At 56.6% G+C, this 25,020-nt stretch carries 21 protein-coding genes and 2 pseudogenes; 5 read left to right on the top strand and 18 right to left on the bottom strand.

Annotated elements, in window-relative coordinates; all coding sequences use genetic code 11:
• Positions 1 to 1,044 (top strand): spermidine/putrescine ABC transporter substrate-binding protein PotD, encoded by a 1,044-nt coding sequence (gene potD / locus HA41_RS08520; RefSeq protein WP_094120412.1) that lies wholly within the window; start codon positions 1 to 3, stop codon positions 1,042 to 1,044.
• 32 nt (positions 1,045 to 1,076) lie between these two features.
• Here the strand turns inward: potD and cobB are convergent, their stop codons facing one another.
• The 4 genes from cobB to lolC all read right to left on the bottom strand — a co-directional run bounded on the left by cobB (position 1,077) and on the right by lolC (position 5,199).
• The gene (cobB, locus tag HA41_RS08515) at positions 1,077 to 1,910 is read right to left on the bottom strand and encodes a Sir2 family NAD+-dependent deacetylase (RefSeq protein WP_094120411.1); all 834 of its coding nucleotides are present in this window, start codon (positions 1,908 to 1,910) and stop codon (positions 1,077 to 1,079) included.
• 148 nt (positions 1,911 to 2,058) lie between these two features.
• A complete protein-coding gene (gene lolE, locus HA41_RS08510; RefSeq protein WP_094120410.1) occupies positions 2,059 to 3,303 on the bottom strand; it encodes a lipoprotein-releasing ABC transporter permease subunit LolE in 1,245 nt (414 codons plus the stop codon).
• Positions 3,303 to 4,007, bottom strand: coding sequence for a lipoprotein-releasing ABC transporter ATP-binding protein LolD (gene lolD, locus HA41_RS08505; protein ID WP_094120409.1), 705 nt, complete (start codon positions 4,005 to 4,007; stop codon positions 3,303 to 3,305). Before lolD ends, lolE begins: the two co-directional genes overlap by 1 nt.
• Positions 4,000 to 5,199: a lipoprotein-releasing ABC transporter permease subunit LolC gene (gene lolC / locus HA41_RS08500; protein ID WP_094120408.1), complete on the bottom strand. Its 1,200-nt coding sequence runs from the start codon at positions 5,197 to 5,199 to the stop codon at positions 4,000 to 4,002. Before lolC ends, lolD begins: the two co-directional genes overlap by 8 nt.
• 249 nt (positions 5,200 to 5,448) lie before the next feature.
• Here lolC and HA41_RS08495 point away from each other — a divergent pair, with 249 nt between their 5' ends.
• On the top strand, positions 5,449 to 5,658 hold the full coding sequence (locus HA41_RS08495) for a hypothetical protein (protein WP_094120407.1): 210 nt from the start codon (positions 5,449 to 5,451) through the stop codon (positions 5,656 to 5,658).
• Positions 5,659 to 5,877: 219 nt separating this feature from the next.
• A pseudogene (gene mfd / locus HA41_RS08490) lies at positions 5,878 to 9,320 on the top strand (transcription-repair coupling factor).
• A 121-nt stretch (positions 9,321 to 9,441) separates the two neighbouring features.
• Here the strand turns inward: mfd and HA41_RS08485 are convergent.
• From HA41_RS08485 to hinT, 8 genes are all read right to left on the bottom strand, one after another.
• Positions 9,442 to 9,984, bottom strand: a complete 543-nt coding sequence (locus HA41_RS08485) for a glycine zipper 2TM domain-containing protein (protein ID WP_094120406.1) — start codon at positions 9,982 to 9,984, stop codon at positions 9,442 to 9,444.
• 487 nt (positions 9,985 to 10,471) lie between these two features.
• Complete coding sequence (locus HA41_RS08475; RefSeq protein WP_094120404.1) at positions 10,472 to 11,776, bottom strand: NAD(P)/FAD-dependent oxidoreductase; 1,305 nt, start codon at positions 11,774 to 11,776, stop codon at positions 10,472 to 10,474.
• Between the two features lie 211 nt (positions 11,777 to 11,987).
• The gene (ycfP, locus tag HA41_RS08470; RefSeq protein ID WP_094120403.1) at positions 11,988 to 12,530 is read right to left on the bottom strand and encodes an alpha/beta hydrolase YcfP; all 543 of its coding nucleotides are present in this window, start codon (positions 12,528 to 12,530) and stop codon (positions 11,988 to 11,990) included.
• A gap of 40 nt (positions 12,531 to 12,570) precedes the next feature.
• Positions 12,571 to 13,611, bottom strand: a complete 1,041-nt coding sequence (gene nagZ, locus HA41_RS08465) for a beta-N-acetylhexosaminidase (RefSeq protein WP_094120402.1) — start codon at positions 13,609 to 13,611, stop codon at positions 12,571 to 12,573.
• Between the two features lie 39 nt (positions 13,612 to 13,650).
• Positions 13,651 to 14,433 (bottom strand): thiamine kinase, encoded by a 783-nt coding sequence (thiK, locus tag HA41_RS08460; protein WP_425270644.1) that lies wholly within the window; start codon positions 14,431 to 14,433, stop codon positions 13,651 to 13,653.
• A 16-nt stretch (positions 14,434 to 14,449) separates the two neighbouring features.
• Positions 14,450 to 15,043, bottom strand: a complete 594-nt coding sequence (lpoB, locus tag HA41_RS08455) for a penicillin-binding protein activator LpoB (RefSeq protein ID WP_094120401.1) — start codon at positions 15,041 to 15,043, stop codon at positions 14,450 to 14,452.
• Positions 15,044 to 15,054: 11 nt separating this feature from the next.
• Positions 15,055 to 15,423, bottom strand: a complete 369-nt coding sequence (locus HA41_RS08450) for a YcfL family putative periplasmic lipoprotein (RefSeq protein ID WP_094120400.1) — start codon at positions 15,421 to 15,423, stop codon at positions 15,055 to 15,057.
• A gap of 20 nt (positions 15,424 to 15,443) precedes the next feature.
• The gene (gene hinT / locus HA41_RS08445; RefSeq protein ID WP_094120399.1) at positions 15,444 to 15,794 is read right to left on the bottom strand and encodes a purine nucleoside phosphoramidase; all 351 of its coding nucleotides are present in this window, start codon (positions 15,792 to 15,794) and stop codon (positions 15,444 to 15,446) included.
• A 364-nt stretch (positions 15,795 to 16,158) separates the two neighbouring features.
• Here hinT and HA41_RS08440 point away from each other — a divergent pair, with 364 nt between their 5' ends.
• Positions 16,159 to 17,748: an MFS transporter gene (locus tag HA41_RS08440; RefSeq protein ID WP_094120398.1), complete on the top strand. Its 1,590-nt coding sequence runs from the start codon at positions 16,159 to 16,161 to the stop codon at positions 17,746 to 17,748.
• A 12-nt stretch (positions 17,749 to 17,760) separates the two neighbouring features.
• Complete coding sequence (bglB, locus tag HA41_RS08435) at positions 17,761 to 18,900, top strand: beta-galactosidase BglB (RefSeq protein ID WP_094120397.1); 1,140 nt, start codon at positions 17,761 to 17,763, stop codon at positions 18,898 to 18,900.
• Between the two features lie 56 nt (positions 18,901 to 18,956).
• Here bglB and ptsG read toward each other — a convergent pair.
• From ptsG to pabC, 6 genes and pseudogenes are all read right to left on the bottom strand, one after another.
• Positions 18,957 to 20,389, bottom strand: a pseudogene (gene ptsG, locus HA41_RS08430) (PTS glucose transporter subunit IIBC).
• 290 nt (positions 20,390 to 20,679) lie between these two features.
• Positions 20,680 to 21,471: a metal-dependent hydrolase gene (locus tag HA41_RS08425; RefSeq protein WP_094120396.1), complete on the bottom strand. Its 792-nt coding sequence runs from the start codon at positions 21,469 to 21,471 to the stop codon at positions 20,680 to 20,682.
• Between the two features lie 18 nt (positions 21,472 to 21,489).
• Positions 21,490 to 22,479 (bottom strand): DNA polymerase III subunit delta', encoded by a 990-nt coding sequence (gene holB / locus HA41_RS08420; RefSeq protein WP_094120395.1) that lies wholly within the window; start codon positions 22,477 to 22,479, stop codon positions 21,490 to 21,492.
• Positions 22,476 to 23,111 carry a dTMP kinase gene (tmk, locus tag HA41_RS08415; RefSeq protein ID WP_094120394.1) on the bottom strand — a complete coding sequence of 212 codons (636 nt, stop codon included), beginning with the start codon at positions 23,109 to 23,111 and terminating at the stop codon, positions 22,476 to 22,478. The genes holB and tmk overlap by 4 nt, the downstream gene beginning before the upstream one ends.
• On the bottom strand, positions 23,101 to 24,087 hold the full coding sequence (gene mltG, locus HA41_RS08410; RefSeq protein WP_244175106.1) for an endolytic transglycosylase MltG: 987 nt from the start codon (positions 24,085 to 24,087) through the stop codon (positions 23,101 to 23,103). The genes tmk and mltG overlap by 11 nt, the downstream gene beginning before the upstream one ends.
• 28 nt (positions 24,088 to 24,115) lie before the next feature.
• A complete protein-coding gene (gene pabC, locus HA41_RS08405) occupies positions 24,116 to 24,931 on the bottom strand; it encodes an aminodeoxychorismate lyase (RefSeq protein WP_094120392.1) in 816 nt (271 codons plus the stop codon).
• Positions 24,932 to 25,020: the final 89 nt, after the last annotated feature.

The raw sequence follows: 25,020 nt of genomic DNA, 5'->3' as shown, positions 1-25,020 counted from the left end.
ATGAAAAAATGGTCTCACTGGCTGGCGGCTGGCGCGCTGGCACTGGGGATGCAGTCTGCTCAGGCAGACGACGGCAAAACGCTCTACTTCTATAACTGGACCGAGTATGTCCCGCCGGGTCTGCTGGAACAGTTTACCAAAGAGACCGGCATCAGGGTGATCTACTCGACATATGAATCCAATGAGAGCATGTATGCCAAGCTCAAAACCTGGAAAGATGGCGCCTACGATCTGGTGGTGCCCTCAACCTACTTCGTGGCGAAAATGCGCAACGAAGGCATGTTGCAGAAGATCGACAAGAGCCAGCTGAGTAACTTCAGCAATCTTGATCCGAACCTGCTGAACAAGCCGTTCGATCCCAATAACGATTACTCCATTCCTTATATCTGGGGCGCAACGGCGATTGGCGTCAACCGTGACGAGATCGACCCTAAGAGCGTGACCCGCTGGGCCGATTTGTGGAAACCGGAATATAAGCAGAGCCTGTTGCTGACCGACGATGCGCGGGAAGTGTTTCAGATGGCGCTGCGTAAGCTCGGTTACTCCGGTAACACCCGCGATCCGGCGCAGATCAAGGCGGCCTATCAGGAACTGAAAAAGCTGATGCCAAACGTGCTGGCGTTCAACTCTGACAATCCGGGCAACCCTTATATGGAAGGTGAGGTGAATCTGGGGATGATCTGGAATGGCTCGGCCTACGTGGCCCGTCAGGCGGGAACGCCGCTGGAGATCGTCTGGCCCGAAGAAGGCGGCATCTTCTGGATGGATAACCTGGCCATTCCTGCTAACGCGAAGAACAAAGCGGGCGCGCTGAAGTTGATCAACTTCCTGCTGCGCCCCGACGTGGCGGCAAAAGTGGCAGAGACCATCGGCTATCCGACGCCAAATCTGGCCGCCAGAAAACTGCTGCCAGCGGCGGTGGCGAACGATCCGTCACTCTATCCGTCCGATGACATCATTCAGCACGGCGAATGGCAGGATGATGTCGGCGACGCCAGCGTGCAGTATGAGACGCTGTTCCAGCAGTTAAAAGCGGGCCGTTAAGCCTGATAAGCGGGCGGCAACTGCCGCCCGTTTTATTTGTACAGACCGCGCAGCAGCGTATGCACGAATTCCGGCACCACTTCGCTGGCCAGGCCGTAGTGACGCTCGGCAAACTCATTGCCAACCTGACTCGGTTCCAGGTTCAGCTCGACGGTATGCGCGCCCTGCAGTTTCGCCTCATGCACAAAACCCGCTGCCGGATAGACATGGCCTGAGGTCCCGATAGCAATAAAGTAGTCGGCCTGCTCCAGCGCCTGATAGATCTGCTCCATGCCCAGCGGCATCTCACCGAACCACACCACATGCGGGCGCAGCGCGGACGGAAACTGGCAGCAGGTACAGCGGTCGTCCGGGGTGATATCACCGGTCCACTCAATCACCTGGCCGCTGCTGACACAGCGTACCTTCAGCAGTTCGCCGTGCATATGCAGTACCCGCGCATTGCCGGCACGCTCATGCAGATTATCGATATTCTGCGTCACCAGCAGGAAGTTATCACCCAACACCTGTTCCAGTTCAGCCAGCGCCAGATGGGCGGCATTGGGCTGAATCTCCGCCTGTTGCAGCTGCTGACGACGGGCATTATAGAAACGTTGCACCAGCGCAGGATCGCGCTGGAAGCCTTCCGGTGTGGCAACATCCTCGACATGATGTTCTTCCCACAAGCCATCAGCGGCGCGGAAGGTGCGGATGCCGGACTCAGCAGAAATGCCAGCGCCGGTCAGCACCACCACATGGGGTTGCGGATGGGCGGCCAGTTCGGCCTGACGATCACGCTCGAAAATTCGCTGGCGAAAGCGCTGATGCACCTTTCTCCTGGTCTTTTTAAGGCGGGCAAGTCGTATGCGGCGACGTGGTGTACGCATAAAATCTCCTGGAGCAGCGGCTTCGGCGAGCCGCTATAAACAAATTCTGGGCTGAACTCACCCGATAATAACGGTTGCGCATGACAGCGCCATGCAGCAGAGGCCGAAAATGTGCGCGGCGCGAAGGGTGAATTCGCGCCGCGTGTCGTTACTGTCCGCTCAATACCCGAGCCGGGTCGATGCGGCTGGCGCGTCTGGCTGGATACCAGCTGGCTAGCAGGCTCAACACGATGGCGGTAATCAGAACGGAGAACACATCGATCCAGTGCAGTTCCGACGGCAGGAAGTCGATAAAGTAAATATCCCCTGCCAGCAGATGATGGCCGGTGAGTGATTCCAGCCCGTGCACCAGATGCGTCAGATTGAGTGACACCAGCACGCCCACTACCACGCCGCTGACGCTGCCGAGCAGGCCTGCCAGCAGACCGTACCAGATGAAGATGGCGCGAATCAGGCGATCTTTGGCACCAAGGGTGCGCAGTACCGCAATGTCACTGCTTTTATCCTTGACCGCCATCACCAGCGTGGAAACGATGTTAAAGCAGGCAACGCCAATCACCAGCACCATCGCCAGATACATGATGGCGCGAATCATCTGGATGTCGCGATACATGTAGCCGTAGGTGCCAATCCAGCTTTTGATATATACATACGAGCGGGTCGCTTCACCGGCATCACGCACCAGTTTCACTGCCTGGAACGGGTCATTCATTTTTAACGCAATGCCGGTAACGCTGTTGCCCATATCCAGATACTGTTGTGCATCGGCCAGCGGCACCAGCGCCAGGCTGTGATCGAGCATACCACTCAGTTGCAGGATTCCGCTGACCTGAAGCCGGATACGCTTCGGCTGCAGCAGCTTATTGTCCCCGTCGTTATTCGGGATCATGATGGTAATCCAGTCACCCTGTTTAACCTTCAGCGTATCTGCAATGCCACCGCCCAGGATGATCTGCTGTTTACCGGCGGCAAAAGCGGACCAGGCGTTGTTGGCGACAAACTGCGGCAGCGCGCTGAGACGCGGCTCCTGCGCCGGATCGACGCCTTTAACCTGCAGCGCTTCCAGCCGTGCACCGCTTTCTATCAGCCCGGTAAAATTGATATAAGGCGCCGCCGCCGCAATGCCGGGGACTTTTTCAATCGGTGCAATCATCGACTGCCAGCGCTGAAATGGCTGATTCACCGCTTCAATCTCACCGTGCGGCACCACCGCCAGAATGCGGTTATTCAGCTCACGTTCAAACCCGTTCATCGCGCTCAGGCCGATGATTAACACCGCCACGCCCAGCGCAATACCGATGGTTGAGATCACCGAAATCAGCGATACCATGCCGCCACGGCGACGGCCCCGGCTAAAGCGCAGGCCTAACAGCAGCGATAACGACGATCCCATTACACCGCTCCTGCCATGCTCAGCTGTTCGCTTAACTGACCGTCACGCATCTCCATCTGGCGCGACATGCGTTTCGCCAGTTGCAAATCATGGGTCACCACCAGAAACGCGGTGCCCTGACGCACGTTGAGCTCACCCAACAGGGCAAAAATCGCATCGGCGTTGCGCGCATCGAGGTTACCGGTTGGCTCATCGGCCATCACCAGACGAGGACGGTTGACCAGCGCACGGGCAATCGCCACGCGCTGACGTTCGCCGCCCGACAGTTCTGATGGCCGGTGTGCGGCGCGGTGGTCGAGTCCGACGGCGGCCAGCATCTCGCGGGCGCGGTCCTGCGCTTCAGCTTTGGCAACTTTGCCAATCAGCAACGGCATCGCCACATTCTCCAGCGCGCTAAAATCGGGCAACAGATGATGAAACTGATAGATGAAGCCCAGCTCGCGGTTGCGCAGATCCGCTTTAGCCGAGGAGGACATGGCGTTCAGTGACTGACCATCAAATATCACATCGCCCGAGGTCGGCGCATCCAGACCGCCCAGCAGGTGCAGCAGGGTACTTTTGCCCGATCCCGAACTGCCGACGATGGCCGTCAGTTCACCAGGCTGCAGGCTGAAAGCCACATTGCGCAGCACATCGGTCTGCACGCTGCCTTCCTGATAGCGTTTGCACAGGTCGCGACACTGCAACAAAGGAGAGTTACTCATAACGTAAAGCCTCAGCGGGTTGAACGGCGGCAGCGCGCCACGAAGGATAGAGCGTAGAAAGCAGCGCCACCACCATCGCGCTCAGGGCGATGGTTACCACTTGCCACAGATTAATGTCGACCGGCAGCGCGGCACCATCAAGGAACAGGCCGATCAGCGGCATCAGATTATTCAGCTGACTGGCCAGCAGCACGCCCAACAGCGTACCGAGTAAGGTGCCAATAATGCCGGCGCTGGCGCCCTGCACCATAAACACCGCCACTATCTGCCGGCGCGTCAGCCCCTGCGTTTGCAGGATCGCTACCTCACCCTGCTTCTCCATAATCAGCAGGCCCAGCGAGGTAATGATGTTAAAGGCGGCAACGGCGATGATCAGGCTCAGCAGCAGCCCCATCATATTTTTCTCCATCCGCACCGCCTGGAAGAGATCGCCTTTACGCTCACGCCAGTCTTTCCATACCAGCCCGGCCGGCAGGGTCTGCTGACTCAGGCTATCAACCTGCAGCGGCTTATCCAGCCACAAGCGCCAGCCGGTAACATTTCCGGCCGGGTAACGCATCACGCGTGATGCATCCTGTTGATTGACCAGAATCTGATAGCCATCGACTTCACTGTTGGCAGCATAGGTACCCGCCACGGTAAACAGACGCTGACTCGGGACCCGCCCCATCGGGGTAAACTGGCTGACAGACGGCACCATCAGACGCAGCTGATCGCCACGCTTCACGCCGAGTTGTGACGCCAGCTGCTCGCCGAGGATCACATTATATTGTCCGGGTTGCAGCACGCTCTGTTGGGTATTGACCAGAAAAGGGGTCAGCGGATCCTTTTCATCCGGCTGAATGCCGAGCATCACGCCGACCGAGACGCTGTGCGGGCTTTGCAACACCACGTTGGCGGTAGTCAGCGGCGCAATGCGGCTAACGCCCTGCAACGCCAGGCTGGAAGCCGGTTGTTGTTGCGGGTTGATACTGCCTTTGTCGCTGGTCACCAGCGCCTGAGGCATCAGCCCAAGAATGTTGCCTTCAAGTTCACGTTCGAAGCCGTTCATGACAGACAGAACCGTCACCATCGCCAGCACGCCAAGCGTAATGCCAATAGTAGAAAGCCAGGAGACAAAGCGACCGAAGCGATCCGATGCGCGTCCGCGCATGTAACGCAGACCGATAAATAGCGCGACAGGTTGATACATGGAATCCAGTAAGCCGTTGCCTGAAAATAGGTAGGGGGATGATAAAGGAGCCGCTGCCTTTATGAAACCTCTAACCCTCTGAGTCGGCGGCAAAGTTGTATCAGAACAGGTCACTCTGCACGACAAAGCGCCAGTATAGCGGCTAAAGCAGCGGGTTATTGGCGGATTATCCCGCGATGATCGGGGTAGACTACAATCAGTAAGACGATAAAGCGTGACGTTATCGCACTGCGGTAAGAGGTAGCGACCATGTTTAAATTTCCCAAAGGCAGCATCGTAAAACATAAATCCGGGGAGATCAGAGGCGAAGTGATCAACGTCTTCGAACAGGGAGACGCGCCCGCCGGCTACTACGTTAAATGGGATGATGGCAATCATAGCTATCATTCTGAGCAGGAATTAACCTGGGCGAACATTGACCGCCCGCGCATGTATTACACACAGCAATCCATAAAATAACCCTCAGCCCTGTCCGGCTGTTTACCCCGTCGCCACCGTGCGACGGTGGTTTTCTCTCGCCCCTCTTCTCTGTTTGCCATCAACGCTGACGCTCGTTTCTCCCTGCCTGAACCGCGGGTTCCGCTCGCTGCCGCAGGAAAATTGTGCCGCAGAGGTGATCGCCATGACGTAATATGGAATGATTACGTCCTGGTAAAAATGGAGCAACCCCGAGATCCCATGTCCGAACAGACTCGCTATACCCTGCCCGTTAAATCCGGCGATCACCGTCAGCTCGGCCAGCTTATTGGCGCTGCGCACGCGGTGGAGTGTGCCAGCATTACCGAGCGACATGCCGGTCCGGTGTTAATGATTACGCCCGATACCCAAACCGCCCTGCGTCTGCTGGATGAGATCCGCCAGTTTACCGATCTGCCGGTGGCGCATCTCGCCGACTGGGAAACGCTGCCCTACGACAGTTTTTCACCGCATCAGGATATTATTTCCGCCCGTCTGTCGACGCTGTATGGATTGCCGGTGATGCAGCGCGGCATGCTGATTATGCCGGTCAATACCCTGATGCAGCGCGTCTGTCCGCACAGCTTCCTGCACGGCCATGCGCTGGTGATGAAACAGGGCCAGAAACTGTCGCGCGATCGGCTGCGCGATCAGCTCGAGCAGGCGGGCTACCGTCATGTCGATCAGGTGATGGAACACGGCGAATACGCTACGCGCGGTGCGCTGCTGGATCTGTTCCCGATGGGCAGCGACCAGCCCTATCGCATCGACTTTTTTGATGATGAGATCGACAGCCTGCGCCTGTTTGATGTCGACAGCCAGCGTACGCTGGAAGCGGTAGCGGAAATCAATCTGCTGCCGGCGCATGAATTCCCCAGCGACAAAGCGGCGATTGAGCTGTTCCGCAGCCGCTGGCGCGAAATTTTTGATGTGCGCCGCGAGTCGGAGCATGTCTATCAGCAGGTCAGCAAAGGGACGCTGCCCGCCGGTATCGAATACTGGCAGCCGCTGTTTTTGAACAGCCGCTGCCCAGCCTGTTCAGCTATCTGCCTGACAATACGCTGATTGTTAACTGCGGCGATCTGGAAGGGAGCGCAACCCGCTTCTGGCAGGATGCTGAGGCCCGCTATGAAAACCGCCGGGTTGATCCGATGCGTCCGCTGCTGGAACCCACCAGCCTGTGGTTACGGCCTGATGCATTAATGGGCGAGCTGAAAAGCTGGCCGCGTATCCAGATGACCAATGAGCAGCTGCCCGCGAAAGCTGCCAACACCAATCTGGGTTATCAGCCCCTGCCCGACCTGACGGTGCAGGCGCAGGCTAAAGCGCCGCTGGATCATCTGCGTCAGTTCATCGAAACCTTCAGCGGCGCGGTGGTGTTCTCGGTTGAAAGTGAGGGTCGCCGCGAAAGCCTGCAGGAGCTGCTGGCGCGCATTAAACTCCGTCCTCAGGTGGTCAAACGCTTTGATCAAACCGGCGAAGAACGTTTCAGCCTGATGATGGGTGCCAGCGAGCGCGGCTTTATCGATACGCAGGGCAACCGGGCGCTGATTTGTGAAAGCGACCTGCTGGGCGAGCGTGTCAGTCGCCGCCGCCAGGATACCCGCCGCACGATTAATCCTGACATTCTGATTCGTAATCTGGCCGAGCTGCATCCTGGCCAGCCGGTAGTCCATCTTGAGCATGGCGTCGGCCGCTACATTGGCCTGACGACGCTGGAAGCGGGCGGCATTCAGGCGGAATACCTGATGCTCTCTTACGCCAACGACGCCAAACTCTATGTGCCGGTCTCCTCGCTGCATCTGATCAGCCGTTACGCTGGCGGTGCCGACGATAATGCGCCGCTGCATAAGCTCGGCAGCGATGCCTGGTCACGCGCCCGGCAGAAAGCCGCCGAAAAAGTGCGTGACGTGGCGGCAGAACTGCTGGATATCTATGCTCAGCGTGCCGCCAAAACCGGTTTTGCCTTTAAACATAATCGTGAGCAGTATCAGCTGTTCTGCGAATCTTTCCCGTTTGAGACGACGCCCGATCAGGCGCAGGCGATCAATGCGGTGTTAAGTGATATGTGCGAGCCGCTGGCCATGGACCGTCTGGTATGTGGTGATGTGGGCTTCGGTAAAACCGAAGTGGCAATGCGCGCCGCGTTTCTGGCAGTGGAAAACAACAAGCAGGTGGCGGTGCTGGTGCCGACCACCCTGCTGGCGCAGCAGCACTACGATAATTTCCGCGATCGTTTCGCGAACTGGCCGGTGCGGATTGAAATGTTGTCGCGCTTCCGTACCGCCAAAGAGCAGGCCCAGGTACTGGAGCAGGCCAGCGAAGGCAAGATCGATATTCTGATCGGCACCCATAAGCTGCTGATGAGCGATCTCAAATGGCGCGATCTCGGCCTGCTGATCGTCGATGAGGAGCACCGCTTCGGGGTACGTCACAAAGAGCGGATTAAAGCGATGCGGGCTGATGTCGATATCCTGACCCTGACCGCTACGCCAATTCCGCGTACCCTGAATATGGCGATGAGCGGCATGCGTGATCTCTCGATCATAGCGACCCCGCCGGCGCGCCGTCTGGCGGTGAAAACCTTTGTGCGTGAGTTCGACAATCTGGTGATTCGGGAGGCGATCCTGCGCGAGATATTACGCGGCGGTCAGGTCTATTACCTCTACAACGACGTCGAAAATATCGAGAAAGCGGCACAGCGCTTAACCGAGCTGGTGCCGGAAGCGCGCGTCGCTATTGGTCACGGTCAGATGCGTGAACGCGATCTGGAACGGGTGATGAATGACTTCCACCATCAGCGGTTTAACGTGCTGGTGTGTACCACCATCATCGAAACCGGCATCGATATTCCAACCGCCAATACCATCATCATTGAGCGTGCGGATCACTTCGGTCTGGCGCAGCTGCACCAGTTACGGGGACGCGTCGGCCGCTCCCATCATCAGGCATACGCATGGCTGCTGACGCCACATCCTAAAGCGATGACTGCCGATGCCCAGAAGCGACTGGAAGCGATTGCGTCGCTGGAAGATCTGGGTGCCGGTTTTGCGCTGGCGACGCACGATCTGGAGATTCGTGGTGCCGGTGAGCTGTTGGGTGAGGAACAGAGCGGCCAGATGGAGACGCTGGGCTTCTCGCTCTATATGGAGCTGCTGGAAAATGCGGTGGATGCACTGAAAGAGGGTCGCGAGCCATCGCTTGAAGATCTCACCAGCAACCAGACAGAAGTCGAGCTGCGGATGCCCGCCCTGCTGCCGGAAGCGTTTATTCCGGATGTCAGCACGCGCCTCTCCCTGTACAAACGCATCGCCAGCGCGGAGAGCGAGGATGAGCTGCAGGAGCTGAAGGTCGAGATGATCGACCGCTTTGGCCTGCTGCCCGATCCGGCGCGTAACCTGCTGGACGTGGCGATATTGCGGCTTAAAGCACGGGCTGTGGGCGTACGCAAGATTGAAGCCAGCGATAAAGGTGGCTATTTCGACTTTGCGCCCAACAACAGTGTTGATCCGGCCTGGCTGATTGGCCTGCTGCAGAAAGATCCTAAACAGTGGAAGCTGGAAGGTCCGACTCGCTTACGCTTTACCCGTGAACTGTCGGAAAGGAAAGTCCGCATGGAATGGGTGCAGGGATTTGTATCGCAACTGGCTGAAAATCGGGCCTAGAGTGCCCTTTCACTGCAGCGTGCGGCAAGGTGAATGTCAAAACAAAAAGGCGCATCCTGAGATGCGCCTTTTTGTTTACTACTGTGCTGTGTGGCCGCTAACGCGGCAAAGCTTTGCCCAATTACGCCTGGTCGCTGTTAAGAATCAGCTGACCATTGCGGTCCAGTGGAATACGTGTGCCAGGGTCGTTTTCCATGCGGATTTTGCCCTGCTGGTCGCCTATTTTATAGGTCACGTCATATCCCAGCATTTTCTCTTGTTTATCGTATACCGTTTTGCAGCGCTGTTCGGTAGTGGTGTAGGTATCACGGTTCTGCATGCCGGCCTGGACCTGATTACCGGCATAACCACCTGCGACTGCACCTGCTACGGTTGCTACATCTTTACCGCGACCGCCACCGAACTGGTGACCTAATACTCCACCCGCCACTGCACCTAATACCGAGCCAGCCAGACGGTTTTCATCCTGTACCGCACGACGATGCGTCAGCGTCACATTACGACATTCCTGACGCGGCTGCTTGATGCTCTCTTTGATGGGTGTTGCAGCCAGCACCTGTGCATATTGTGGACCGCGATCAAACACATTCATGCCTGCCACGGCGGCAACACCTAAGGCCGCTGCCACACCAATACCGATACCCGCTAACATTGATTTATTCACAGGACGTTCCTCCTGAAAGTGTTACCGCGCATTCCTGCCGCTGAAGCATCCTCTTCAACTGAGGCAGACCGGCGTGCGCGACTCGCCGTGTTTCCTGAGATGAAGTTTTACAGATGGACCGAAATTGCAACATCAGATAAATGGAGGAAAAACGGTCACTCCGGCAACAGGGCCAGCTTTTAGGAGAGTTCTGAGGCGAAAAAAACGGCAGTGAAATTGCGTAATGCAGAGGGATGAGAAACACAGAATCAACAAGAGCAGCGCGGTTTCGCCGGGTCTGGCCGCGAAGGATGATCGGAATAATGAGGTCGCGTTTGCCCGGCTCACTGCCCCTGCTTTGCTGCAGAGCTCGATGCCTCATGCTTGCGGATGCAGGCTGGCCGTGCGTGAGGCTTCTGAGGTGTCCGGGCAACAGATAAAAAAGCCCCTGATGCGGGGGCTTGATAAAACACAGCAGACAGTATGCTGAGTCGCGGGCGTCAGGAGATTAGTGCAGTTTCAACCGCGGGCGGATCACCCGATTAATACTGCCGACCAGCATCATCAGTCCGGTTTTGAAATAGCCGTGCAGTGCAATCTGGTGCATACGGTAGAGCGAGATGTAAACAAAGCGCGCAATCCGTCCTTCAACCATCATCGATCCGCGCATCAGGTTACCCATCAGACTCCCTACGGTACTGAAGCGTGACAGCGAGACCAGCGAGCCGTGATCTTTATAGACGTAGGCTTTCAGGGGCTTACCCTGGCGCTGCAGCAGAATATTTTCCATGGCGCGTGATGCCATCTGGTGTGCCGATTGTGCACGCGGCGGCACAAAACCGCCACCCGGCAAGGCACAGGAGGCGCAATCGCCAATCGCATAGATGTCATCATCCAGCGTGGTTTGCAGCGTCTCTTTCACCACCAGCTGATTGATACGGTTGGTCTCCAGCCCGCCAATCTCTTTCAGAAAGTCAGGGGCTTTGATGCCGGCGGCCCATACCATCAGGTCAGCCTCAATAAACTCACCGTTTTTAGTATTCAGGCCGTGGCGCTCAGCGCTGGTGACCATGGTCTGCGTCAACACCCGCACGCCCAGCCTGGTCAGCTCCTGATGGGCGGCCGCTGAGATGCGCGGCGGCAGCGCGGGCAGAATCCGCTCGCCCGCCTCAACCAGCGTGACGTTCAGCGCTTCACGTCCCAGCCCTTTGAAGCCATAACTGTGCAGCTGTTTTACCGCATTATGCAGTTCCGCCGACAGCTCGACACCGGTTGCGCCGCCGCCGACAATGGCGATATTCACCTTCTCTACTTTGCCTTCGCTGGCAGAGAACTTCAGGAACAGGTTGAGCATTTCATTGTGGAAACGGCGAGCCTGATGCGGATTGTCGAGGAAAATGCAGTGATCTTTGACGCCTGGCGTGCCGAAATCATTGGAGGTGCTGCCCAGCGCCATCACCAGCTGGTCGTAAGCCACTTCGCGTTGTGGCACCAGCACCTCACCATTCGCATCCAGTACTTCTGCCAGCTGGATCACTTTGCGGGTGCGATCGATATCGGTCAGCGAGCCAAACTGAAATTCAAATCCGTGATTGCGGGCATGCGCCAGATAGCTTAACGCATCAATACCTTCATCCATTGAGCCGGTTGCCACTTCATGCAGCAGCGGTTTCCACAGGTGGCTGTGGTTACGATCCACCAGAATGATTTCGGCTTTCTTTTTACGACCGAGTTTATGACCCAGCTGCGTCGCCATTTCCAGGCCGCCAGCGCCCCCTCCAACGATAACAATTTTCTTAACAGACGTAGTCAACAAGGACCCCCTCAAATTGTGAACCAAAAGTTAATCAATGGTTAAATTAAACCTTAATAAACATAGGGTTGGCGAAGTGAAAATCGCAATCTGAGGGCAGAATAGCATGGCGTGAACAGGAGAACATAAGAAAATTGATATACATCAAAGCAGACAGATAAAACTCAGAGAATTACGCAGAGAAAACAGGCACCTCGCGGTGCCATTCCGTTTAACCTAATGTTTTAAAAGCTTTTATCCGCTGAAGATGTGGGGAGATATTTTTGAATTTGTGCCCTTCGGACTCATCCCAGACAATTTCATAAAAAGGATGGAGTTGATCGGCGATGCGCTGGCTGTCGAGCGCCTCATCCTGTCGCGAAAGAAAGGTCAGACAGCGGTCACGATTGCGTTCGCGAAAATCGCTGACGCATTTGGTCGCGATATCCTGATACTCCTCCGGGCGGTCAATTTTTCCTTCCATGTTCTCAAACGGATAGAGGTTAGGATTAAAAATGGCCTGACGGATGCCGCACAAAAACCCGATGCGCTCTGACCAGTAACCGCCCAGCCCTACGCCACAAATCAGCGGGCGATCGTCGTCGCACAGGCTCAGCATTTTATCGGTCTCCTTCAGCAGAAACTGCATGTCATGTTTGGGATGACGGGTGCTGTAACTGATCAACCTGACGTCAGGATCGATAAACTGCAGTTGCAGCACCTTTTCGTGATTACCCGGACTGGTGGAATCAAAACCGTGCAGATAGATGATCATGATAATCCTCAAGGTAGAGATAGCGCCGGGCAGTCACTGCTTACCGCGACGCTTTATAAGCCAGCCAGCGTTCCTGAAGTGAACTCAGTTGCTGCGCATTGCTTTTCCAGCGACGGCTTGCCTGCAGGCTGTCGCGGGTAAAAGTGCCTCGATGATACAACTGCGTTACGCGCTCTGCCCCGATCAAGGTCAGGTTATCTAACACACTGATCGCCCCCTGACGCTGATTGCAAACCAGAATCATGTCACAGCCGGCAGTCAGTGATTGTTGCGCACGCTCCGGATAGCTCCCCATCACGGCAGCCCCTTCCATCGACAGATCGTCGGAGAAGATGACGCCATCAAAGCCCAGTTGCTGGCGTAACACTGTTTTGAGCCAGTAAGGCGAACCGCTGGCGGGTAGCGGATCGATTTCAGTGTAGATCACATGCGCCGGCATAATGGCGTCCAGCGCCTGTTCGCCGATCAGCGTACTGAAGATTGCCATATCATGTTCGCGCAGCGTGGCTTCATCGCGCGGATCGCGTGGCGTCTCTTTGTGTGAATCGGCGCTGACCGCCCCGTGGCCAGGGAAATGTTTCCCGGTGGTTTTCATGCCGGCTTCGTGCATGCCGGCGATAAAACGGCGGGCGACCGCCAGCGCAATCGCCGGATCGGCATGAAACGCCCGGTCGCCAATCGCTGCGCTGATGTGTCCGATGTCGAGCACTGGTGCGAAACTGATGTCGATATCCATCGCGATCATCTCGGCGGCCATCTGCCATCCCGCCTGCTGCGCCAGCTCGCCTGCGGTGGTCTGGTCATGGAGCGCAGCAAAGGACTGCATTGCCGGCAACTGGGTGAAACCCTCCCGGAAACGTTGTACCCGTCCACCCTCCTGATCGACCGCCACCACCAGCCGGGTATGCGATGCCGCGCGAATCTGTCGCACTAACTCCGCCAGCTGCGCCGGATCGTGATAATTACGGGCAAACAGTATCAGCCCGCCAACCAGCGGATGCTGCAAAATCTCGCGTTCTTCGCCGTCCAGCTCATAGCCTTCGACGTCGAGCATCAATGGGCCGGGTAAATGTGATGTCATAACCTGAATCCTGTAGCGTTGCGTCGCTGCGCAACGCAGTTAAATCTGTTCCCAGCTCTGTCGAGCCATCTGTTGCAAAGTTTCATCGCCACTTTGCTCGGCGCGCAGCTGATACCAGCTGGCCATCAATAGCCGCAGCCACGGCTGCCAGCGTGCCACCTGTCGCTGCAGCGTGCTTAACGGCAGTCGTGCCGCGTCAGCGTACTCTCTCAGCCAGTCAGCCTGATGCTGCGGATCGGCCGCGCACACTGCAGCCAGTTCCAGTGCCACATCGCCATCCGCCGCATATTCCCAGTCGATTAAACGCAGCTGCCGGGCATCCTGAATCAGATTGCCGGCGTGGACATCCATATGCAGCGGTGCCAGCCTCAGCGGTCGGGGTTCGCCCTGCCGGGTGACGCTCTGCAGCGCACGCTGCCAGCGGTGATGCCGCTGCTGACACGCCTGCCAGTAGTGCCACAGCAGCGGCCGCAACAGCAGGCGATAGCCGGTCAGCGGCTGCTGATGTAACTGTCGAAGCAGTGCGACGACCGCCGGACGTTGCTGGCTGAACCCCGCGCTGTCGAGCGGTTCGCCAGCCGACCATGCCAGCAACACGCCGTGAGCGTTGCCCGCGATCGGCCGTGCCGCCAGGCCACCCGGCTGCAGTTTGCTTAACAGACGAAATTCACGCTGCCGATCGACAAACGGAATAGCGGGATGGGGCGCGGGCCGCGCGATAAAAGTCCCGCGTGGCGTGACAATTTTCTGGCTCTGGCCGGTCAGGCCCGCCAGCGGCGTGACGGTCATTGACGCGGTCTCACCGATGGCCTGCTGAATAATCCGCTGGAAAGCCGGATTAATTCTGAGCAACGCCGTTACCGGACCAGATAATCTCGCCAGTCTGCACCAGCATCAGCTGCATCTGCAGCGTCGGCGCTTTCACGTCACCCTGCGCGTTGCTGTAGAGCACATACTGAGCGTTAACGTTGCGCGCCAGACCGATCGCTTTACTGCGCGAATTAAGGCTGTCGTCCGGTGATAAACCCAGCGTCTGCCTGGCCTGATTCAGTTGTTCGGTGGATACCAGCGTGAACTTACCATTGTTGTTCAGGGCATTCTGAATCGCGGCGGTCGCTTTCTCGCTTTGCAGCGCGCCGTTAGTGCTGTTTTTAATCCGGTCCACCAGCAGTACGCTGCCTGGCTCTGCGCTGGCGGCACTGACCATCTGCGCCACTAATGGCTGAACGCTGGCATCCCAGTTAATGGTTTTCAGCTTCGGCGGCTGAGGAATCGGCTGCGGTTGCGGTACCTGTTCAGGTTGCGGAACCGGCTGAACCGGTTCAGGCGGCTGCGTCGGTTCGACCGGTGCAGGCTGCTGCTGTTTCACCACACAACCGGTCAGAATGAGCGCCATCAGAAGCGCTCCAGTACGATTAACACTGCGTATCACGTAAACAATCCTTAAAGATAGAGATAAAGGCGAACCTTGCTGGCGCTCAGGTTACCCAGTTGCGACATCACGACAATGCTGCCCTGTGCCGGCACGCTGACGGTTTGTACCGGTTCCTGCGGGGTGATTTCCAGCCCCTTGTCGTCGTACCAGTAATAACGATAGTGCACAATCACCGGCGTTTCGCGTTGATTATAGAGCACGCTGGCGGCACGCTTCTGTCCATCGTGCTCATCCAGCGTCGGTTCATCGGTAATGATGCCCGCGGATAAGACAGACGACTCCATCACCAGTGACTGCGAGGTGTTGATCATCGGTTTATCACTGCTGCAGCCGGCCAGGCTAAGCAGGAACGGCAGGCCAATCAGCCAGGATCGCATAGCACGTTTCCGTAAGAGGTTCAGTTTGACAACATCGGCCCAAGCGGCTCGCCGCCCAGCAGATGCATATGGATGTGATACACCTCCTGACCACCATGTTTGTTGCAGTTCACAATCAAACGATAGCCATCCTGGTCGATGCCCTCCTGCCGGGCAATCTTCGCGGCGGTAGTGAACATGCGGCCCAGCGCATGTTCATGCGCCGCTTCAACCTCATTCACCGTCGGGATCAGCACGTTCGGCACGATCAAAATATGGGTTGGCGCTTTTGGCGAGATATCGCGAAATGCGGTGACCAGTTCATCCTGATAAACCACATCAGCGGGGATTTCGCGGCGGATAATTTTACTAAAAATGGTTTCTTCAGCCATGGTGCAATTCCTTGAGCCTGAGTCGTAATCAAGCAGTATGCGGGAGAAATTTGTTTTCTTTCAACCTCAGGTCCACTTTTCTTGCATTGTTCGCCTCTCTTTACAGCATCGCTGCTCAGCACCAACTCAACCTCGCTCCGAATCACGCATATTGATGGGCGCGACAACACAAAAATGAAACGCTGTTTTATAAATTAGATTTTCGCCGCCCTTTTCTTTGTATCATTGCCACTTCACCCCGGACGCTTGCCAAATCACGAAGGTTAACCCGCCGTCGCAGTTCTACTTTGCTATTCAGTCCGGCTGAGATGCCCGGCGTCGTTATGAGGGATTTACCGACATTCACCATCAAGGAGCACGCACCATGCGCTCACGTAAGATTGGTCTTGGTCATTATCTGGCCTACGGTTCCGGGGATTTTCTTGGGGCGGGCACCACGGCGCTGACCGCCGCCTGGTTGCTCTATTTCTATACCACTTTTTGTGGGTTGACCCCGATTGAGGCGACCCTGATTTTTGCTGCTGCCCGCGTACTGGATGCCGTCGTCAGCCCGCTGATGGGCTTCCTGACCGATAACTTTGGTTCAACCTGGCTGGGCAAACGCTTTGGCCGCCGCCGCTTTTTTATCCTGCTGGGCATACCCTGTGTCTTCAGTTACAGCCTGATGTGGATCAGCGACATGAGTTTCTGGTGGTATCTCGGCACCTATCTGCTGTTCGATATCATCTACACCATGATTCTGGTGCCCTACGAAACGCTGGTTCCTGAGATGACCGACGATTTCAAACAGAAAACCCGCTTCTCGGGCGCACGCATCGGCCTGGCCCAGCTTTCCGCTATTCTGGCGGCGTTTTTACCCGGTATCCTGCTGGGCGCGCTCGGTAAAGACAATCCGCACTCCTTTTTCTACGCCAGTCTGGTCTTTTCCATCATCTGCGCACTGGTATTGACGCTGGTCTGGTTCTTTACCTGGGAACGGCACCCGGATGATTTTTCTGCCGAGTCACGTCGTGCAGAACAGGAGAAACAGCAGCTGACGCTGATGCAAAACCTCAAGCGGCTGCAGGTCGAGCTGACCTCAACCTTACGTATTCGCATCTTCCGCCAGCACCTTGGCATGTATCTCGGCGGATACATCGCTCAGGACGTCTTTAACGCCGTCTTCACCTGGTATGTGGTGTTTGTCCTGATGCAGAGCGCCCAGGTTGCCTCGAACCTGATGGGCACCATGGCGGTGTTACAGTTTATCGCCGTAATGGGGATGATTCCGCTCTGTATCCGCATGGGGCCGGCGCCCGCCTATCGTCTGGTGGCGGTGCTGTTCGGGATGGCAGCACTCTCGTATGCCCTGCTGTGGTATGCCGGAATGAACGATAACCTTGCGCTACTGTTACTGATTTCCGCGGTGGCGGGTCTGGGACGCGGCGGCATTAACTATGTGCCGTGGAACACCTATACCTACATCGCTGATGTTGATGAGGTGATCACCGGTCAGCGTCGTGAAGGTATTTTCGCCGGCATCATGACCCTTACCCGCAAGGCATCGCAGGCCGGTGCGGTAATGCTGGTCGGCATCGTGCTGCAGCTCTCGGGCTTTGTTTCCGGCCAGGCAACTCAGCTGCCGGGCGTCAGCCACACGATTCTGGTGATCCTCAGCCTGGGTACCGTGGCGGTACTCACCTGCGGCTTCCTGGTTTCACTACGCTTCAAGCTGAATCTGCAGACTCACACCGTGCTGCGTGAAGAGACGCTGAAGATGCGGGAAGCGGGACGTATCGTGCCGGAAAAAATCACCCCCGAAGCACGACAGATTGTCGAAACGCTGGCGGGTATGCCCTATGAAAACCTGTGGGGCAACAACAACATTGGCTTCCTGAACCGAATGAAGCCTGCTGCGCCAAAGTTAGCCACGCAGCGCCCTTTACTCTCATCTATAAACCCGACCTTAAAGTGACAGGAATAAACCATGACTGTATTTCCCGTTAAACACAGCGCGTTATTGTGCCAACCTGAACATCTGCTGCCACGCAGCGAACTGGTACAGCTGATTCAAAAGCTGACACAAAATCTGGTCAATATCACCGATGAAACCGGCGAGTTTCTGCTGCGACTCGACGATGGCCGGGTGATTGATACCAAAGGCTGGGCGGGTTGGGAATGGACACACGGCATTGGCCTGTATGGCATGTTGCACTACTATCAGCAAACCGGCGACCAGCAGACGCTGGCGATCATTGATAACTGGTTTGCTGAGCGGCTGGCAGAGGGAACGCCGACCAAAAATGTGAATACCGTTTGCCCGTTCCTCACCCTGGCTTACCGCTACGAAGAGACCGGCAACGCCGCATGGCTGCCAGTGCTGGAGCGCTGGGCAGAATGGGTGATGTACGAAATGCCGCGCACCGAACAGGGTGGCCTGCAACACATCGTTTATAACAACGAAAACACCCAGCAGCTGTGGGATGACACCCTGATGATGAGCGTGATGGCGCTGGCAAAAATCGGCCAGTTGCTAAAGCGTGACGAGTGGGTCGAGGAAGCCAGTTACCAGTTCCTGCTGCATACCCAGTATCTGATGGATCGGGAAACCGGCCTGTGGTTCCACGGCTGGAACTTTGACGGCCGCCATAATTTTGCCAATGCGCGCTGGGCGCGCGGCAATAGCTGGCTGACCATCGTTATTCCTGATTTTCTGGAGATGATGAACTGGCCTGAGCATCACGCGACCCGCCGCTTCCTGCAGCAGGTGCTGGAAACACAGGTGAAAGCCCTGCAGGCGTGTCAGCACAGCAGCGGCCTCTGGCATACCCTGCTTGACGATCCACAGAGCTATCCGGAAGCCTCGGCCACCGCGGGTTTTGCCTATGGCATTCTGAAAGCGGTACGCAAGCGTTATCTGCCGGCGGAGTACCGGGAGATGGCGGAAAAGGCGCTGCGTGGCGTGATTGCCAACATCGATGACGACGGTGAACTGAAGCAGGTATCGTTTGGTACCGCGATGGGCAGCGAGCTGGACTATTATCGCAACGTGCCGCTGACCTCCATGCCCTACGGCCAGGCGATGGCGCTGCTCTGCCTGACCGAGTATCTGCGCGTTTACCTTTAAATCCTGGCCATAAAAAAAGCCCCGCTGAGCGGGGCTTTTTTGTTACTCAGCAGCCATTACATGCTGCGGATGTAATCATCCATATCGGTTTTCAGGTTATCGGACTTGGTACCGAAAATCGCCTGAACGCCTGAACCGGCTACCACGACGCCACGCGCGCCAAGGTTTTTCAGTTCGGTCTGGTCCACTTTCGCCACGTCAGCCACGCTGACACGTAAGCGGGTGATACAGGCATCAAGGTTAGTGATGTTCTCTTTACCACCAAATGCTGCAACCAGTTTGCCCGCCATTTCGGTGCCGGTCGCCGTGGACTGCTCGGTGCTGGTCTCTTCACGGCCTGGGGTTTTCAGGTCCAGTTTAGCGATCAGCACGCGGAAGATGGTGTAGTAAATCAAACCGTAGATGATACCGATAATCGGGAACAGCCAGATTTTGCTGCTGTTACCGCTCAGTACGATAAAGTCGATCAGACCGTGCGAGAAGCTGGTACCGTCACGCATTCCGAGCAGAATACAGATTGGGAAAGCCAGACCAGCCAGCAGCGCATGGATTACGTACAGAATCGGCGCAACGAACATGAATGAAAATTCAATCGGTTCGGTGATACCGGTCAGGAACGCAGTCAGCGCAGCGGAGATCATGATACCGCCCACTTTGGCACGGTTTTCAGGCTTCGCGGAGTGCCAGATAGCAATCGCTGCGGCTGGCAGACCATACATTTTGAACAGGAAGCCACCGGAGAGTTTGCCTGCGGTAGGGTCACCTGCCATGTAACGTGGGATATCGCCGTGGAACACCTGACCGGCCGCATTGGTGTATTCACCGATCTGCATCTGGAAAGGAACGTTCCAGATGTGATGCAGACCAAATGGCACCAACGCGCGTTCAATTACGCCATAAATACCAAAGGCGACAACCGGGTTTTGATAGGCAGCCCACTGCGAGAATTCCTGAATCGCGGAACCTATCGGTGGCCAGATAAAGGAGAGCAGCACGCCGAGAATGATAGCTGCCAGACCGGAAATAATCGGCACAAAACGCTTACCGGCAAAGAAGCCAGATATTCCGGCAACTTAATGCGGTAAAAACGATTGAACATGTATGCGGCAATCGAGCCGGCGATAATGCCGCCCAGCACCCCGGTATCAGCCAGGTGTTTCGCCTCAATTTCTGCCGCAGGCAGATGCAACACCAATGGCGCCACGACCGCCATGGTTTTCACCATGATGCCGTAAGCGACCACGGCTGCCAGCGCCGATACACCGTCGTTATTGGTAAAGCCCAGCGCCACGCCGATGGCGAAGATCAGCGGCATATTGGCAAACACCGATCCGCCCGCTTCTGCCATCACATGCGAAACCACTGCAGGCAACCAGCTGAAGTTGGCCGAACCGACACCTAACAAAATCCCGGCAATCGGCAGAACCGATACCGGTAGCATGAGCGATTTACCGACCTTTTGCAGGTTGGCAAAAGCATTTTTGAACATAGCGTAAAGCTCCTGAGTATGAGTGCATGTTTCGCGCAGTGCGCGTGGTAAAGAGGGAGGATTCTTTACCGGTTGGCGGTATCCGCCTTTTGATTTATTACGAAGGGTAAAATAATTCGCTGTTTGTTACTTTGATGGTTATCACGTTTCGGCAATCTCAGCCGTGCACATTACGAAATATCTTACTGACCCGCACGAATTATCGGCAATAAAACGCTGGCCTTGTTGCGAAAACAAGGCCATATGCGCAGATTACAGATTAATTACACAGTCTGAAATAAACAGTCGAATCAGATACCCAGCCGACTCATCGGAATATGAAACAGCTCAGAAAAGTTACGGGTCGTGGTAGCTGCCAGCGTGTCGATATCCACGCCTTTCAGCACCGCCAGATAATCTGCCACATCACGGGTATAAGCAGGCTGATTCTCTTTGCCGCGGTAGGGGACCGGCGCCAGATAAGGCGAATCGGTTTCAACCAGCATACGATCCAGCGGAACGTAACGCGCCGCTTCCCGCAGTTGCTCCGCATTACGGAAGGTGACGATGCCGGAGAACGAAATATAGAATCCCATATCCAGCAGTTTAGCTGCGGTAGGCTGATCCTCAGTGAAGCAGTGCAGTACACCGCCACAACGTTCAACCTGCTCCTCACGCAGTATCGCCAGCGTGTCTTCACGCGCATCACGGGTATGCACAATGATCGGTTTATTCAGGGCAATGCCGGTGCGGATATGCTCGCGGAAAGAAGCCTGCTGTTGTGCTTTGGTCTCCTGCTGGTAGTAATAATCCAGCCCGGTTTCGCCCAGCGCCACCACCTGTGGGTCGGCGGCCAGACGGCGGAATTCATCAACGTCATAGGCCTCCTCCTGATTGAGCGGATGTACACCGCAGGAGAGCGCAATATTGGTGCGATCGCCAACCAGCGCTTTCAGGGTATGAAATCCGGGCAGCGTGGTGGCGATTGCCAGCATAAATTTCACATCGCGCGCCGCGGCTTTGGCAATCACATCATCAAGATCGCGATGGTTTTTCTCATAATCCAGACCATCAAGATGGCAATGGGAATCAACAATAAACATAGTTACTCTCAAAAAGGGTTAGCCGATCAGCGCTGGCTTCATGTTATCAGCCCAGCTCAGCAGCTGGTCAGTCAGCAATAATTCGCGGTTAACCGCTGCCACGTGCAACAACTGCTCGCGACAGCGCATCCAGCCCTGCGCGCTGCTGTTAAGCGCAGTAGAGGTAAAGTGTTCGGCCAGCAGCACCACCACGTCCTGACGGTCAACGTTACTCAGCCACTGACCGGCATTCTGCTGCCATTTCATCGCATCCAGCAGCAGAGAGAGCAGCCAGCCAATACGCACCGCCGCGTCGTCGGCGTTGAGTGCCGGCAACAGGTGCAGAATATCCTGTTGCAGTGCCGCGGGCAGCGCATCGCACAGTTTCTGTCGCGCCTGCCATGGGCCTGCTGACAGCAGATTAAGCGCCGCTTCAGGCGCACCGGCACTGAGGCGCAGCGCCGTCACCAGCATCGCTTCATCCTGATCTGACTGCTTTTTCAGCCAGTGCAGGCTCTGCCCTTCGTCCGGCGGCGACAGATTCAGCGTCATGCAGCGACTGCGCAGCGTCGCCAGCAGACGCGAAGGATCGCGGCTGCTGAGAAAGAACCAGCTATTGGCAGGCGGCTCTTCCAGCGTTTTCAGCAGGGCATTGGCGGCCGCCTCAGAGAGCTGAGCCGCGTCGGGCAGCCAGACGACTTTGGCACCGCCCTGCTGACCAAAATGGTACATTTTTTCCGTGACCTGCCGCACCGCATCGATGCCCAGGGTATTTTTGCCTTTCTCCGCTTCCAGCCGATACCAGTCCGGATGGGTGTTAGCCTGCATCAGCTGACAACCGTGGCACTGACCACAACTTTTCAGTCCGTCAGGCTGCTGGCACATCAGCCAGCGGCTTACGCCCCATACCAGCGCTTCATCGCCCATTCCGGCCATCGCCTGAATTAACAGCGCATGGTGACCGCGACCCTCCTGGTGCTGAGCAATCAGCTGGCGGTAGGGCTGATTCAGCCACGGATACCAGTTCATCTCGCCTGCTCCGCCAGCCAGCCCTTGAGAGCGGCCTGAAGTGACGCTGTCACTTGCTGCAGCGACTGGGTTGCATCAATGGTCAGAATAGTAGGATCTTCTGCCGCCAGCGCCAGATAGCGCGCCCGGGTACGTTCAAAAAAGCGCAGCGATTCCTGTTCAATACGGTCCAGCGCGCCGCGCGCCCGGGCGCGTTGCAGACCGATATCTGGCGTGACATCAAGATAGAGCGTCAGATCGGGGCGAAAATCGCCCAGCACCGCATCGCGCAGGGTACGCATCAGTTCGCTGTCAAGCCCGCGCCCGCCCCCCTGGTAAGCCTGTGAAGAGAGATCGTGACGATCGCCAATCACCCAGGCACCACGGGCCAGCGCCGGTTTGATTACCGTTTCAACCAGCTGCACACGCGCTGCATAGAGCATCAGCAACTCCGCTTTATCGGTAACCTGCTCGCCCTCAATGCCCTGCTTGACCAGTAGCCGCAGCTGCTCCGCCAGCGGTGTCCCACCGGGTTCACGGGTGAAGACCATATCTTCAATCCCGCGTTCGCGCAGCGTGGCGACAATCGCCTCGCGCGCGGTAGTTTTACCGGCGCCTTCCAGGCCCTCAATGACGATAAACTTACTGTTCATTTTTTTCCTTCAGCGTTTGCCGGTAAACCTGCACCGCCCGGTTATGGCTGGCCAGATTGGTGGTAAAGGTATGGCCGCCCTTCCCGTCCGCCACAAAATAGAGATAATGACTCTTTTCCGGATGGGCCGCCGCTTGTAACGACGCTTTGCCCGGCATCGCAATTGGCCCTGGCGGCAGACCATTAATCATATAGGTATTGTAATCGGTTGCCGTCTCCAGATCTTTACGCGTCAGGGTGCCGTTGTAGGCCTGGCCCATGCCATAAATCACCGTAGGATCGGTTTGCAGTCGCATACCAGTACGCAGTCGGTTGATAAACACCGAAGCGACACGGGCGCGCTCTTCACTGACGGCGGTCTCTTTTTCAATGATCGAGGCCATCGTCACCAGATCCTGCGGCGTTTTATAGGGCAGATTATCCGCTCTTTCCTGCCAGACCTGATCGATGGTTTTCTTCATCCGCTCATGGGCGCGCTGCAGAATTGCCAGATCGCTGGTGTTGGCGGTATAGAGATAGGTGTCCGGGAAGAAGTTGCCTTCCAGCTGCTGCGGTTCAACCTTCAGTTCGCTGGCAAGCGTAGCAAACTGATCGTCTTTCAGCGTATGACGGATATAGGGCGCCTTACGCAGCTCGCTCAGCCACTCAGTCAGGCGCTGGCCCTCGACAAAGCGCAACGGAAATTGCGCCTCTTTACCACTGGCCAGCAGCTGCAGCAGCGAACGCACCGTCATGGTCGGCGCCAGTCGGTAGGTACCGGCCTTGAAGGTTGCCAGTTCCGGCTCAACCTTCAGTAACGCGCCAAACCAGAAGCTGTGCGGAATAATGTTCTGACTTTCTAACTGGGCTTCCAGCGCTACCCGGCCGGTACCGGCAGGCAGCGTGTAGATCGTTTCCTGATGAAGGGTTAACGGGGTAGACGCGAACTGTTTTATCTGCCAGTAACTCAAGGCAGCCGCGACACCCACTATCGCCAGCAGGCTGGCGAGAATTTTTTACTTCGGCTCATGATGCATCCATTATCTTTTTACAGCTTGCGTACAACTGCTTAAACAGCGTACGTTCAGTAAAGTTCACCGACTCCAGCTGTCGTACCGGCAGAACCGGCATCAGGGCGTTACATACCACGATTTCATCGGCAGCCAGCAACGCGTCAGGCTCACACTGAACAATCCGGCAAGCCTGCCCTGCTGCTGCAAGCTGCGCCATCAGACTACGCCGCATAATGCCATCGACGCCCGCCCAGCGCAGGTCCGGGGTAAAAATCTCCGCGCCCTGTCGCCAGAATAAATTGGCCGCACAGCATTCCACCACCCAACCTTCAGTGTCAAGCACCAGCGCTTCGTCGGCGTCCGTCTGGTCAAGATGAGTGCGAATCATCACCTGCTCCAGCCGGTTGAGATGCTTCAGCCCGGCAAACTGCGGATTGCGCGCCAGCCGAATCGGGCTGATAGCCAGCGAGACGCCCAGCTGCTGTAAATCCGCATAGTGTTGCGGCCAGGGTGCCAGAGAGACGATGCGCGTCGGTTCACCACCCCCTTTCCGGCTGTAACCGCGCCCGCCGCTGCCGGCGCTGAGGATCACTTTCAACACCGCCTGCGTCTGCTGCTGCGCGGCCTGACGCATCTCATTTTCCAGCTGCAGCCAGTCGATACCGCCGATCAACAGCCGCGCGCAGCTCTCCCTGAGACGTTGCATATGACGTTCCAGTAACAGGATTTTGCCGTGCTGCACCGCTGCGGTGGTAAAGCAGCCATCGCCAAACTGTAATCCACGATCGCTGGCCGCCAGCGTTGATTGTTCGATGCCGTTAATCCACATGGTTTTCTCCTGTCGCGGCCGTGACTGGCCGAAGCCAGGGCTGAGGGATAATCAGGATAAAAAAAAGGCCCGCATTGCGGGCCTTTTCA

The organism is Pantoea conspicua, from assembly GCF_002095315.1.
GTDB classification, from domain to species: Bacteria; Pseudomonadota; Gammaproteobacteria; order Enterobacterales; family Enterobacteriaceae; genus Pantoea; species Pantoea conspicua.
The sequence above is the reverse complement of the archived record's forward strand: the minus strand, read 5'-3'. Positions and strand labels throughout refer to the sequence as shown.